The sequence below is a fragment of the Paenibacillus sp. FSL K6-0108 genome (assembly GCF_045040695.1).
GTDB lineage: Bacteria > Bacillota > Bacilli > Paenibacillales > Paenibacillaceae > Paenibacillus > Paenibacillus pabuli_B.
Genome location: NZ_CP150288.1, coordinates 1,379,408 through 1,394,076 on the forward strand (window position 1 = coordinate 1,379,408; position 14,669 = coordinate 1,394,076).

8 protein-coding genes are annotated in these 14,669 nt (G+C 48.5%); all 8 read left to right on the forward strand.

Features of this window, described 5'->3' with window-relative positions; genetic code table 11:
• The first annotated feature begins 172 nt into the window (after positions 1-172).
• The 8 genes from MHB49_RS06285 (at position 173) to MHB49_RS06320 (ending at position 14,624) form a co-directional block, all read left to right on the forward strand.
• Positions 173-1,129 (forward strand): sugar ABC transporter permease, encoded by a 957-nt coding sequence (locus tag MHB49_RS06285; RefSeq protein ID WP_192264214.1) that lies wholly within the window; start codon positions 173-175, stop codon positions 1,127-1,129.
• Between the two features lie 12 nt (positions 1,130-1,141).
• The gene (locus tag MHB49_RS06290; protein WP_247901038.1) at positions 1,142-2,038 is read left to right on the forward strand and encodes a carbohydrate ABC transporter permease; all 897 of its coding nucleotides are present in this window, start codon (positions 1,142-1,144) and stop codon (positions 2,036-2,038) included.
• Positions 2,039-2,163: 125 nt separating this feature from the next.
• Entirely contained in the window at positions 2,164-3,774 is a 1,611-nt protein-coding gene (locus MHB49_RS06295; protein ID WP_405155475.1) for an ABC transporter substrate-binding protein, read from the forward strand.
• A gap of 105 nt (positions 3,775-3,879) precedes the next feature.
• Complete coding sequence (locus MHB49_RS06300) at positions 3,880-5,382, forward strand: glycoside hydrolase family 32 protein (protein ID WP_405157056.1); 1,503 nt, start codon at positions 3,880-3,882, stop codon at positions 5,380-5,382.
• Positions 5,383-5,408: 26 nt separating this feature from the next.
• Complete coding sequence (locus tag MHB49_RS06305; protein ID WP_405157057.1) at positions 5,409-7,658, forward strand: GH32 C-terminal domain-containing protein; 2,250 nt, start codon at positions 5,409-5,411, stop codon at positions 7,656-7,658.
• A 204-nt stretch (positions 7,659-7,862) separates the two neighbouring features.
• The gene (locus MHB49_RS06310) at positions 7,863-12,347 is read left to right on the forward strand and encodes a GH32 C-terminal domain-containing protein (RefSeq protein WP_405155476.1); all 4,485 of its coding nucleotides are present in this window, start codon (positions 7,863-7,865) and stop codon (positions 12,345-12,347) included.
• A gap of 115 nt (positions 12,348-12,462) precedes the next feature.
• A complete protein-coding gene (locus MHB49_RS06315) occupies positions 12,463-13,077 on the forward strand; it encodes a DUF2961 domain-containing protein (RefSeq protein ID WP_405155477.1) in 615 nt (204 codons plus the stop codon).
• Positions 13,078-13,199: 122 nt separating this feature from the next.
• The gene (locus MHB49_RS06320; RefSeq protein WP_405155478.1) at positions 13,200-14,624 is read left to right on the forward strand and encodes a GH32 C-terminal domain-containing protein; all 1,425 of its coding nucleotides are present in this window, start codon (positions 13,200-13,202) and stop codon (positions 14,622-14,624) included.
• Positions 14,625-14,669: the final 45 nt, after the last annotated feature.

Consider the following 14,669-nt stretch of genomic DNA (forward strand, 5'->3'; position numbering starts at 1 on the left):
CCCCTTTAATTAGTTTAGAAAAACATCAGCAGCCACGGCCGCTTCACCGGGTGGATTAGCCGGGTGACGTTTTTCTCATGCTGAATTGGAAACGTTTCAATTAATGTGGAAGCGCTTCATATAAATTGGAAACGTTTCAATAACAAATAGTAATTTTACGATGAAAGGGAGTATGACGGTGATTTCACGAGATTCCGGAGGAGAACAGACCCTGATCAAAGAAAATCGCAAAACTTGGAGTCGAATTAAACGCAACTATGAACTGTACCTGTTCCTGCTGCCGATCATTCTGGTTTACCTCCTGTTCAAGTACTACCCGATGTACGGAGTACAAATTGCATTTAAGGATTTTTCACCAAGCCAGGGCATTTGGGGCAGCGAATGGGTGGGGTTCCGGCATTTTATTGATTTTTTCAATTCCTATAACTTCTGGACGATCATGAAAAATACGCTAACACTCAGTTTTCTATCGCTTGTGTTCAGCTTCCCGGCTCCTATTATTATCGCGATCATGCTGAATCAGATGCTGGGCAAGGGATACAAAAAATTTATCCAGACCGTCATTTATGCGCCACACTTTATTTCTACCGTTGTACTCGTTGGTATGCTCCATGTTTTTTTATCGCCAAACAGCGGGATCGTGAACCTCATCATTTCCTGGTTCGGTGGAGAACCGATTCTATTCATGGCTGACGAAGGCTGGTTTCGTCCTTTGTACATTTTGTCAGGGGTATGGCAAGAGACCGGTTTCGCCACCATTATTTACCTGGCTGCGCTTGCCGGGGTTAATCCCGAATTGCATGAAGCCGCGATTATGGATGGAGCAAGCAAATGGAAGCGTGTATGGTATGTGGACATTCCGTCCATCTTGCCGACAATTGTCATCCTGCTCATTCTCGCACTCGGGAACGTCATGAGCATCGGGTTCGAGAAAGCATTTCTAATGCAAAGTGACCTGAATTATGCCACCTCCAATATTATTCCGACCTATGTATATGAATTGGGGATTCAGAAGGCGCAGTACAGCTTTTCTACAGCGGTCGGACTGTTTAACTCCGTCATCAATATCATCCTGATTGTCACCGTTAACCGAATTGCCAAAAAATTAACCGAAACCAGTTTGTGGTAGGGGGGATTGACTTTGAACCAATTTTTGAAGAGAAAAAGCAGAGGAGACGCATGGTTTGACGCTATCAACTATTTCTTCTTGACCGTCGTTATGCTGCTTGTATTATTTCCGCTGTATTTTGTGCTGATTGCTTCATTCAGTGATCCCAATCTAATTTATTCAGGGGAAGTATGGTTATTACCAAAGGGATTCACGCTCGACGGCTATGCACGAATATTCAATGACTCCTCCATATGGATCGGGTATGCGAACTCCATATTATACGCTGGCGTAGGAACCTTGATCGGAGTAGCGGTTACCGTATTTGCAGCTTATCCGTTAGCACGGAAGGATCTGGTTGGAAGGTCGGTCATCATGTGGTTTTTACTGATCACCATGTTTTTTAGCGGCGGGTTGATTCCGACGTATTTGTTAATCAAGGATCTTCACATGCTGAATACGATCTGGGCGCTTGTAATCCCGGGTGCCGGTGGCATAATGAACGTCATTATCGTAAGGACCTTCTTTCAGTCCTCCATCCCGGATGAAATGAGGGAAGCAGCGTCGATCGACGGTTGTTCCAACACCAGATTTTTCTGGAGTATTGTTTTGCCTTTATCCAAGTCCATTTTAGCTGTCATGGTGCTGTATCACGTCGTCGGCTTCTGGAATGGTTTCTTTGACGCTTTGATCTATTTGAACGACGAAAGCAAATATCCGCTTCAACTGGTGCTTCGCAATATTCTCGTCCAGAACCAAGTAAACTCCGGCATGATGGTGGATGTCGAATCCTACGCAGCGAAGATGCGCGTAACGGAACTGATTAAATATGGAGTCATCATGGTATCCAGTCTGCCGCTGCTTATTTTGTATCCTTTCCTGCAAAAGTACTTTGTCAAAGGCGTAATGATCGGCTCGATCAAGGGATGATGTTGTCATGGTACTTGAAAGGGGGGATGTGCAGCAGAATCGATATATCTGCATCCAGACCACTATAGAGTAAGACAAGGTAAGATATTCAACTTGTGGAATGATCTTGAGGGAGGTTATGCACGATGAAATCTGTATTCAAAAGAGCGGGAATTCTTATGATGGCTGGTGCTTTTGCGCTGAGTGGATGTTCAGGAGACTCCAAGAATCAGGCGGAAAATTCCGCTGCGAGTTTTAACAAAACGGGTCTTCCGATTGTGAATGAACCGGTATCGTTAAAGATGGTATCCCCGAAAGCTGCTTTGGCACCGGAGTATTCTCAAATGGAAATTTTCAAGAAGCTGGAAGAGCAAACCAACGTTAAGATCGAGTGGGAGAACATTCCGGATACCGACTTTACCGAGAAGAAAAATTTGTTGCTGGCCAGCGGAGATTTGCCTGACGCTTTTTATGGTGCCGGATTCTCGGATTACGAGCTGGTTAATTACGGCACAGACGGAACGATCCTTCCGCTGGAGAATTTAATCGATCAATATGCGCCTAACTTGAAAGCGCTTTTAGAACGCAGGCCTGACATCAGATCCTCGATCACGGCACCGGATGGGCATATTTACGGACTGCCTTCTTGGGAAGAGAACAATCTTGGAACAAACCCCTTCTTTCACGTTATCAATAAAAAATGGCTCGACAAGCTGGGGCTGAAAATGCCGCAGACACTGGATGAATATACGGAAGCATTAGTGGCCTTTAAAACACAGGATCCAAACGGTAACGGCAAGGCTGACGAAATTCCGCTGAGCTTTATGCATATGCAGTGGTGTATGGACATTGCTGGGATATTCGGAGCATTCGGACTTCCGGATAACATGGAACATCGGGTTGTCCGCGACGGAAAAGTGATCTTTACTGCTACGCAGCCTGAATATAAGGAAGCGTTGAAATATTTTAATGAAAAATGGTATAAGCAGGGCTTGATTGATCCTGAATCGTTCACCCAGGACGCTGCTCAGTATCTGGCCAAAGGGAAAACAACAGTCGAAACGCTCGGCTCCTATATCTGGTGGGAAGTCGATGAGGTGGTCGGAACGGAGCGAAGCGAAGATTATGCTTTGCTGTCCCCGCTCAAAGGACCGGACGGGAATCAATCGATCGGTCGGGGCAACGGTGGCGGCCCAGGACGCGGTGCTTTCGTGATTACTAAAGAGAACCAGAATCCGGAAATCACAATGCGTTGGATCGACCAGCAGTATGAACCGTACATGGCTGCTCAAATCCACTGGGGTCCGCTGGATGTCGTATTTAAGAAGGACGAAAATGGGAAATTGGTGAACCTGCCTATTCCTGAGGGCACTTCCGCGGGCGAATTCCGTCAAAAAGTGGCTCCAGGCGCAGGCGGCCCTGGCGTCATTACCATCGAAGATTTGGGAAAAGTAGTTGATCTGGAGCCTAGAGCCCAACAGCGCGTTAAAGACTTGGAGAAATATTACGATCCCTATATGGAAGAGGAAAACTACCCGAGTATCTTCTTTGAGCCGGAGGAGCTGGACAAAATCAATCGAATCGAGCCCGAATTGATTAAATATGTAAATACCCAGCGAGGAAAATTCATTGTTGATGGCGGCGTGGATGAGCAGTGGGACAGCTATGTGAAGAACCTGGATAAGATGGGATTGAACGAATTGATGGAGATCTATCAAAAGGGGCTGGATCGTTATAACGCAAGTTTAAACAAATAATTAATCAAATCGATGATCATGGAATTAACAAGACGGGAAGGGGCTCTTCAATCTATGCCAAAGACTGAGGAAATTAATAAGATAATGGAGTCAAATAAACAGCTTATGGATGAGAGATATAGACCGGGATATCATTTTTCGCCTCCATCCCATTGGATGAACGATCCGAACGGATTAGTCTATTATGAGGGAGAATATCATCTGTTTTATCAACATCATCCCTATAGTAATAAATGGGGGCCGATGCACTGGGGCCATGCCGTAAGCCATGATCTGATTCATTGGCAGCATGAACCTATCGCTCTGTTCCCTGACGAGCATGGAGCCATTTTTTCTGGTTGCTGTGTGGTTGACTTTAATAACAGCAGCGGACTGTTCGCGGGCTCTCATGGATTGATTGCGATCTTTACCCATGCGGATACTTGTCCAAAGACCGGGCAGCCGCGCCAGCGGCAAAGCTTGGCTTACAGCAGCGATAAAGGCAGAACCTGGCATAAATATGAGGGGAATCCGGTTCTTACCGAAATTGATCTGGTAGACTTCCGGGACCCAAAAGTGTTCTGGCATGCACAAAGTGAGCGGTGGGTTATGACCATTGTAGCGGGAGATCATGCTCGGTTTTATGGGTCGGAAAATTTGCGTGAATGGACATTAACAGGGGAATTCGGGCAAGAGGAAGGCTCGCATGACGGCGTTTGGGAATGCCCGGATCTCTTTGAATTGCCAATCGATGACAGTGGACATTCCAAATGGGTACTTATCATTAGCATTGGGGATAACCCTGCCTTTCCGGAAGGATCACGCACGCAATATTTTATCGGAGAGTTCGACGGAAATACATTCATCAACGACAATTCGGCTGATCATATCATGTGGTTGGATCACGGTCGGGACAACTATGCAGGGGTCACCTGGTCGGATATGCATGAACAAGACGGACGACGTGTGATCATCGGTTGGATGAGCAACTGGAAATATGCCAACGAGACGCCAACCGGAGACTGGAGAGGCGCAATGACTCTGCCTCGCGCCCTGTCACTGACCAGTCGGGACGAGGGCATCGTGCTAACCCAAATGCCTGTCTGGGAAATAAAACAGCTGCGGAAAGAGTCGAAAAGCTGGTCTGATGTCACGGTTACGCAGGATGTCCCGTTTATGATAAAGACAAAGGATGATCTACTGGAGATTGAAGCGGACATCGATATTCGGACTGCGGGCGAGGTTCATATCAAAATGCAATCGTCCGGGCAGAGTGAGACAATCATCGGCTATGACCCTGTGCGCCAATGGCTATTCATCGACCGTTTCAAATCGGGCATGACTGACTTTCATCCATCATTTGCATGCCAGCATGGGGTCTTCCTGGTTCCGGAAAATGAGAAAATCAAGCTGCATATCTGGCTGGATCGCAATGCGGTTGAAGTTTATGCGAATCAGGGCCTGGTTGTACTGACGGATCAAATTTTCCCGGATGCAACGATGAATAGGATTTCAATAGGAACGAATTCAGGGCAGGTTGTATTGAGCTCGCTTCATATCCATGCTCTTCAGTCCATTCATATCCCCAATGGCACCACAGAGCAGACATTAGGGGGGGATGAAGCGTGAGTCAAACATTAGACAGTCAGCGGCTGATGATGTATTGGGCCTTTGATGAGGGAAGCGGAGCCAGCGCTGTGGAGAGCATATCTCAAGTACAGGATGACATTCAGTACGTATTTAATCAAGCCGAGTTTACGGAATCCTGCGATCCGCAGTGGAGACAGGGAGTCATGGGGGACGGGCTCCTCTTCGATGGTTACTCGACTTATATTGCCCATTCGGTCAATGAGGGAGAACCGAACGGCAAGCAAAAGTATCGATCAGCGCTAAGTATTGGAGTATGGGTAGCACCACGCTCTTATGAATGGGGCTCTGAAGGCAAGTTGTCTGCCATTGTGAACCACCACAACATGGATCGTAAGCAGGGGTATCTGCTTGGGATGTACCGTCATGGCTCCTGGTCCTTTCAAGTCGGGCTGGAAGGAGGGGACTGGAAGGAAGTTTGGTCGCCGGACGGTCATGAACTGCCCAAGAATGAATGGTCTTACGTGAATGCAGTATTCAATGGAATCCAAGGAGAATTGAAGCTGTATTTAAACGGCAGGGAAATCGCTTCGGCTGATCTGCCCCCCGGTTCTCGCCTGGCCGAGGCGGTGGGCACGGAGTTGCTCATCGGCAAAAACAATCACAGCAGCCTGCTGGCGGAAGTATTCAGCCTTCACATGTTTAGCGGTATCCTCGATGAACTCAAAGTTTATAATCGGGCCCTGAGCGAGGAAGAGGTGGTCGCTTCCTATCGGCACGTGTTGGATACCGCCTATGGAGGAGCCCATCCGCCATTAACGTATGATGAGATCAAGCTGGATCGGACGCCACTGCTGCCGGATCGGCATAGACCTCAGTATCATGTCAGCCCGCCAGCACATTGGATGAACGAGCCCCATGCGCCGATCTATTTTGACGGGCAGTATCATTTATTCTATCAGCATAACCCCCTAGGGCCGTTTTTTCATCAAATCCATTGGGGACATTGGGTAAGTAAGGATCTGGTGCATTGGCGTGATCTTCCTGTGGCATTAGCCCCTGAAAATGATCAGCTCGCACCGGACGGGATCTGGTCGGGAAGCGCGACATATGATGCAGACGGCCTGCCTGTCTTATTCTTTACGGCGGGCAATGACAGTGCTTCGCCCAATCAGAGCGTGGCGCTTGCCCGAAGCACCTATTCCCGGGATGGAGATCCGGATTTGATTCACTGGGTCAAACACGCGGAGCCGTTGATCGTGCAGAAGAAGGGCATGGGTGTATTCGGAGATTTCCGGGATCCGTTCGTGTGGAAGGACGATGACGAATGGTTTGCCTTGGTCGGCTCCGGGATCGAAGGCGAAGGTGGAGCAGCGCTCGCATTTGCATCACAGGATATGCTGAATTGGACGTACAAAGGTTCATTCTTTAAAGCTGATATCCAGAAGTTTCCTTATCTTGGACCCATCTGGGAGCTTCCTGTGCTTCTTCCCCTTGGCAGCGACAAGCAGGGAGTGAACAAGCATCTTCTATTGGTGAGTCCAGTGGGACAGGGAGCGGATGTCGAGGTATTCTATTGGATAGGGAAGCTTGACAAACAAAATCTATCATTCATTCCCGATCAAGAGGAGCCGCAATTGATTGATGTCGGTGATTTCCATTTTACCGGTCCGAGCGGAATGGTTGATCCGAAGACCGGCCGAAAAATTGTGTTTACGATAGCGCAAGGTGACCGGACGTCCGAGCTGGAATATCAATCGGGCTGGGCTCATAATGGCGGCTTGCCGTTAAGCGTGTATTTGAGGGATGACGGACGGCTGGGAATTGAGCCGATTGAAGAGCTCCAATCCTTGCGTGGTGCCAAGCGGTTATCGCTCCGGGACAAATCATTGGCTGAGGTTAATATGCTGCTGGGGGATGTACAAGGAGACATGCTTGAGATTCAACTGGAGATGGAGCCTGACAGTGCCAAACAACTTGGCATCAAGGTCCGGTGTACACCGGATAACGAAGAAGAAACCCTGCTGTATTATGATTGGAACCAATCGATGCTCTTGGTTGATCGAACGAAAACGACGCTTCATCCGGGAGAAAAGTGCCGAGGGATCCAAGGCGGTAAGCTGGAACTGCTAGAGGAGAATTTAAAGCTTCATATTTATTTGGACCGCTCCATGGTCGAAGCCTATGCAAACGGGTTGAAAAGTCTGACGACCCGGGTGTATCCAAGCCGTAAAGATGCTTTGGGGCTTGAGATCTGGGGAGATGGGGAATTGTTGGTTAAATCGATCGATATATGGGAGATGAAATCCATTTGGTAAAAAGAGCGCTTAGGCGCTCCTTACACCCTTTGGATAAAGGGACCAAAGCTCAAAAATTTGTACTTTGCAGTTTGGAAGCGCTTCACATATACGATTTATCTTTTCTCTCCTTCCTTCATGACTATTCATCCTTGTTACAGGGAGAGCATGTCGAAATGCGGTATCGATGTTTGCTGAATATGAAATCATGGAGGAGGATCTTGAATGAGGAAAGTAATAACAAGGGAAACCTGGATCTCAAGTATGGTCATATGGGTATTGGTTCTCCAGCTTGTTGCTCCAGGAGTATCGGCTGCAGCCGATATTCCTGGAGTGGATGCTCGGGAGGCGTTAACCCCTAAGGCTGACGAGGGGTTATCAGTTACGGATACAGTCTATCAAATCCAGAATCCAAGCTTCGAAACCGGGGATATGTCAGGCTGGACGGTTGTAAGAGGCCAAGCGTTTGGTCAGGACAGCGTATCAGACGAAACCACTTGGTGGGCGGAACAAATTCCGTACAATCAGGAAGGTACTTATCATTTAAATGGCTGGAAGCATGACGAGGCTGCAATTGGCGTTCTCCGTTCCAGCACCTTCGAGCTGGGTGGCAGCGGCTGGATCAGCTTCAAGCTTGGCGGTGCCAAAAATCCAAACAAGGCATATGTAAATATCGTAGAAGCCGAGACGGGGCAAGTCATTGCCCGGTATGGCAATAGCGCCTTCGCTGACGTTGGCTTCCCAAATCCCGATCAGGGCTTGCGGCTTGCCAATATGGAGCAATATAAGGCGGATCTTTCCGAATATTTGGGCAAAAAGCTGTATGTGGAGATCGTTGACAATGCAACCTCGGATTGGGGCGTGATCTTTGCGGACGCCTTCTTCATGTACCATGATGCCGAGCCGGCCGGAGGAATTGCCGCCACGGATATCAAGCCGGATTTTAAACGCTATCAAATCGAAAATCCCGGCTTTGAAACAGGGAATTTAACAGGCTGGACGATTGTAGAAGGCGAGGCGTTTGGTCCGAACAGCGTGTCGGACGAAACAACCTATTGGGTTGAAGAAATCCCGTATAACCAGGAAGGCACTTATCATTTAAACGGATTGAAGTATAACGAGGCTGCGACAGGTAAGCTTCGTTCAAGCACCTTCGAGCTGGGCGGAACAGGCTGGATTACCTTCAGATTGGGCGGAGGCAAGCATACGGATCAAGTGTATGTGAGCGTCATCAATGCGGACACAGGTGAACTGATTGCCAGGTACGGTAACACCGAATTTAACGAGTCGGGGTTCCCGGATCCGGCACAGGGCCTGAGGCTCGCGAATATGGAGCAATATAAAGCCGATCTCTCCAAGTATATCGGCAAGAAGCTGTATGTGGAGATCGTTGATAATGGGCACTCAGATTGGGGAGTAATCTTTGCGGACGCCTTCAACACCTTCAATGAACTCGTACCGGAAGAAGGAGTTATGGCAGATAACATTATGCCGACTGAAATCCAGAATCCCAGCTTTGAAACCGGAAATTTAGAGAACTGGACCGCCCAGGGCAACGCTTTTCAAGTGAACAATGAAGCTCAAGCGGGTAAAGAAGGCAACTATTTTGCCAAATCCTCCTTGGAAGGACAGGGCTCGATTACCTCTAGCACCTTCACGCTCCAGGGAACCGGGACTATTAACTTCACTGTTTTGGACATCGTCAATCCGCAGCATGCCTACGTCGCATTATATGATGCCAGTACTGACACGTTGCTTGAGAAGACCGGGGATGTCAGTACGAATGAGAAGATTTCCTGGAAAATGCAGCAGTACTATAACAAGCGACTTTATATCAAGGTTATCGATCAATCCAATCAAGCTCGTATTTCCGTTGATGCTTTTCAAGCTCATGGTACGGGTACCATTTTTCACATGAGTTTTGATGAAGACGCAGGAAAAAAGGCGCTTGAGAAAGTAAGCAATATTGAACACGATGTGAACTATGTATTTAACAACGCCAGATACATGGACTCCAAGGAACCGAGATGGACCCCGCGCGGAGTAAAAGGCGGCGCCCTGCTGTTCGATGGATACTCAAATAATATCGAGGTCAATGCAAAGAATGCCGTTCCTGTAAGTGACGCGTTAACGCTTGAAACTTGGGTCGCGCCGCGCAGCTACGAGTGGGGAGATGGAAACAAGCTGTCTGCAATCGTGAACCAGTCCGACCAGGATAAGGCGGAAGGCTTCGCGCTTGGCATGTACCGGCACGGTACATGGTCCATGCAGGTCGGGATTGGCGGCCAGTGGATTCAGGTATGGGTAAAAGATCATCCACTCGAAAAGTACAAATGGAATTATGTGGCGGCTACGTTCGACAAAAAGGATGGAATGATCAAGTTGTACCTGAACGGTGAGGAAGTGGCTTCCCAAGCGACCCCTGTCAACGTTCCGATCACACCCTCTACCGAAAACCTGATCATTGGTAAACATAATAAACCGGTAGAGTTGGCGGGGTTGTTCTCTTACAATATGTTCTCTGGACTCATTGATGAAGTGAAGCTGCAAAACAAAGTCCTCACTGATCAGGAGATCCTTGCTGAGTATGAGAATGTGAAGTCGCTTCACGGCGGTTCGGTCCCGGAAATTCCGAATGGCGATATTGATGAGGATCCAAGTGTGTTTGATGGCGATCAGCATCGTCCTCAGTACCATGCGATGCCTCCACAAAACTGGATGAATGAAGCGCATGCGCCGATTTATTATAACGGCAAATACCATTTGTTTTATCAGCATAACCCGCAAGGTCCATACTGGCATCAAATCCATTGGGGACATTGGGTGAGTGACGATATGGTACATTGGGAAAATGTGAGGCCTGCTCTTGCGCCCGAAGCGGGCACCCTTGATCCGGACGGCGCATGGTCAGGCAGTGCAGCGTATGATCGAGACGGCAATCCTGTTCTGTTTTATACTGCCGGCAATGACTCCCTGTCGCCGAATCAAAGAACAGGGCTGGCAACTCCGACAGATTTGTCCGATCCCAATCTGGAACAATGGGTGAAATATCCTGATCCGGTGACGGAGCAGAACGGGAACGGCATCCATAACGAGTTCCGCGATCCGTTTGTCTGGTATGACGAAGAGGTGGATAAGTGGTATCAGTTAGTGACATCCGGTCTTCAAGACTTCAGCAGCGGCACAGCTTTGGTGTATGTGTCCGACGACATGTACAACTGGGAGTATAAGGGGCCTTTATTCGTTAGCGACAGAAGCCTGTATCCGGAGCTCGGTACGGTATGGGAACTGCCGGTATTGCTGCCATTAGGCAAGGATAGCGCAGGCAAGCAAAAGTATATTTTCATGATCAATCCCCATGAGAAACCGGAGCAAGTGCCTCTAGCGAACGATGTGCAAAGAGATGTGGAGGTCTTTTATTGGATAGGCACCTGGGACCGGGATCACTTCAAATTTATTCCCGACCAGGAGGCACCCTCCAAAATGGATGTGGGCGATGGTTATTTAACCGCAGAGAGCGGTATGGTCACACCTGACGGAAGAACGGTCGTTTACTCCATGGTGCAAAATGTAAGAACGCCGCAAGCCGAATACCAAGCCGGATGGGCGCATAATTTGGCATTGCCAGTTTCACTGAGCCTGGATGAGCATGATCAATTGCGTATTGAACCGATTCAAGAATTGCAGAGTCTCCGGGGAGATAAGGTGGTTGATTTCTCGGACAAAAATTTGGCTGCCGCCAATCAATTGATCCGGAATGTGAAAGGCGACATGTTGGAGATTGTGATGGAAGTTGATCCGGGCGAAGCCCAGAAATTTGGGCTCAAGGTGCGGCGCTCCGATAATGGCCAAGAAGAAACGCTGATTTACTATGACAAGACAAACGGAACCTTTAATGTAGATCGGACAAAAAGCAGCATTGATCCGGATGTACGCGTGGATGGCATTCAAGGCGGATACGTGGATTTGGACGGAGAGAACCTGAAGCTCCATATTTTCCTTGACCGTTCGGTTGTTGAAGCCTTTGCCAATGACAAAAAAAAGCTGACAACCCGCGTCTACGTAGGCCGATATGACTCCTTGGGCATGCAGATTTGGGCCGACAACGATATTACGGTCAAGTCGATGGAAGTATGGGAGATGAACGCTTTAACGGGTGAGCCGGCTGCTCCGGTCGATGTGCCTGACAACTGGGACAACTCCGTGTATACCAATATTACGGAACTGCCTAACCATGATTTTGCTACAGGCGATTTGACAGGCTGGATTACAGAAGGAAACGCTTTCCAGGATGTCCATGTAACCGATGCCCAGTTTTTCTGGGATACGATTTATTTCAATCCGTCGCATAAAATTCCGGGTGGCCATCACTTATGGGGCTTTAATGAGGAAGCCGGCGGTGACAGCTTGACGGGAACGCTAAAAACACAAAACTTCGTCCTTGGCGGGAATGGCAAAATCAACTTCCTTGTCAGCGGCGGCCGTGATATAGATAAGCTCTATGTTGCGCTGGTTCGGGCGTCAGACGGCAAAACGTTATTTAAAGAGACAGCAACCAATTATGAGGAGTATCAACGGAAGATTTGGGATGCGTCGGAGTATATCGGCCAGGAGCTTTACATTAAGGTGGTTGATCAATCCACAGGCGGCTTTGGACATATTAACGTTGATGATTTCAATGTACCGGTTGAGGTGCAGAATCCGACTTGAAAAGATTAACAAATAACTGGTAAGAGGAGAGCCTGACAGCCGTATCGACAAAGAGAGTGCCATAGCACTGGCCGAAGCAGACCGGTTTTTACAGCAAAGGGGAACGTACTCTTTTATGAAAAAGGAAGGGTCCTCCGCCGAGAGCGTTACGGTATCCGTACCGGCAGGCGGCAAAGCGTTGCTTTGGGATAAAAAAGGGGCTGGCGCTATTTCCATGATTCGGATTAGGACAGACCTTGGACGAAAGAGCGAGGAACAGCAACGGATCTTGACCAGGCAGTTGGTCATCTCGATGAGATGGGACAATGAAGAAGCTCCTTCCGTATGGGCTCCACTGGGTGATTTTTTTGGAAGCGCACCCGGGATCAAGCCGTACCGAGCCCTGCCTCTGGGCATGAATGAACATGAAATGTACAGTTATTGGCACATACCGTTCTCGGAAGGCGCCAGGATCGAAATTGAAAATGATGGAGTCGAACCGTGCGAGATAGCGGCTGATATCCAGTATACTCCCTTAACGACATCTCATACGGACGATCTCCTACGTTTTCATGCGAAATGGCACCGGGACGATTATCTGGATCAGGACGTAGAACGCTTCAAGGAAGGCGGGGATCGTTGGCCGGATTGGCCTCTGCTGCTAACAAAAGGCCGGGGAAGGTTCTGCGGCGTTCATCTGCATGTGTACAATACCTGGGAGAAACCAGATGAGGAAGCCGAAACATGGTGAAATAATCAATGTTTGTATGCCGCCACTGTTTATTGGTATCAGGAACGAGGCACAAGCGATGCGTACATGCCTGTTCCGGTGAATGAGCGCTTAGCTACTTTAACCATTAGGAGAGATGAAGGATGAGGGAGTTTTTCTACCGGCCGGCCAACGCCTGGGTCGGAGACGTTATTCCATATTATGAAGACGGGGAGTTTAAGTTGTTTTATCTTCACGGATGGAGGGATAACTATCGTGAGGGCCTTGACCACGGCTGGCATCTTGTCGGAACAAAGGATTTCGTGAATTATCGGGAAGAAGGAGCTTGCAAGATCGAAGGCGGCACCGGTCATATACTGAAAGTGGACGGTATCTACCATATGTTCTACTGCATATTCCCAGAAGGCAAGCAGCTGGTATGTCATGCGATCAGCAGAGACTTCAAGACTTGGGAAGCGATCCCTGAGGATACCTTTGCGGCTGATGACCACATCTATGAACTGTCTGATTGGCGTGACCCCTTCGTATTCTGGAATGAGGAGGAAGGTCAATACTGGATGCTGCTCGCAGCGATGGCGAAAGGGCCAACCAATCGAAAAGGATGTACTGCACTGCTGTCATCCAAAGATCTTCAAGCTTGGGAGTACCGCGAGCCCCTGTACGCACCGAATCTGCACGTAGGGGCTCACGAATGCCCCGATTTGTTTCGGATCGGGGAGTGGTGGTATTTGATCTACTCCTCTTATACCGGGCGATTTGCGACCTTTTACCGGATGAGCCGTTCCCTGGATGGCCCATGGATTACCCCAAAGGAGGATACTTTCGACGGACGAGCTTTCTATGCGGCCAAATCCGTGGATGACGGGCAGAAACGCTACCTGTTCGGTTGGAATCCAACGAAAAATGACGATTTATTCGGCTGGAATCCGCCGAAATCCCTTGGCAAGGATTACGATACTTGGGACTGGGGCGGGAATCTGATCGTGCATGAAATCGTTCAGCGTCCCGATGGCAACCTCAGCGTAAAGGTACCTGAAACAGTCGATGCCGCATTTACGGATGGGTTTCCTATACATCTCAATGGAATTGCAGGAGATTGGATCCAGTTGGATAGCTCGCTTTCCTGCGAGTCTCCGTATGGGTTTGCCGGCTGCACGAGCCAGGAGGATTTGCCTGATCAATGCAAGATATCTGCACACGTCTCATTTTCCGGGGAAACGCAAGGTGTTGGGTTCATGTTACGAACAGAAGACACTTTGGATGCAGCCTATTATCTCACATTGGAACCGCAACGAAACCGTATTACCTTCCGGGGAGCGATAATGCAGTCGGAAGAGGGCGGGAAAACGTTCCCTTATGAGGTTGAACTGGAACGTCCCATTCAGCTTGTTCCCAATCATCCTTATGAAATCAAAGTGTTTATTGACGGAACGATCTGCGAAATGTATGTAGATGATCAAATTGCAATGAGCGCCAGAATGTATGATATTCATCGAGGGAAGCTTGGCTTGTTTGTTAGCCAAGGTAGTGCCCAATTCAACAGTGTAAAAATCACAATCAGAGAATAGATTCCCGGTGGTATAGACCGATAAATTGGTCGACGAGATATTTCA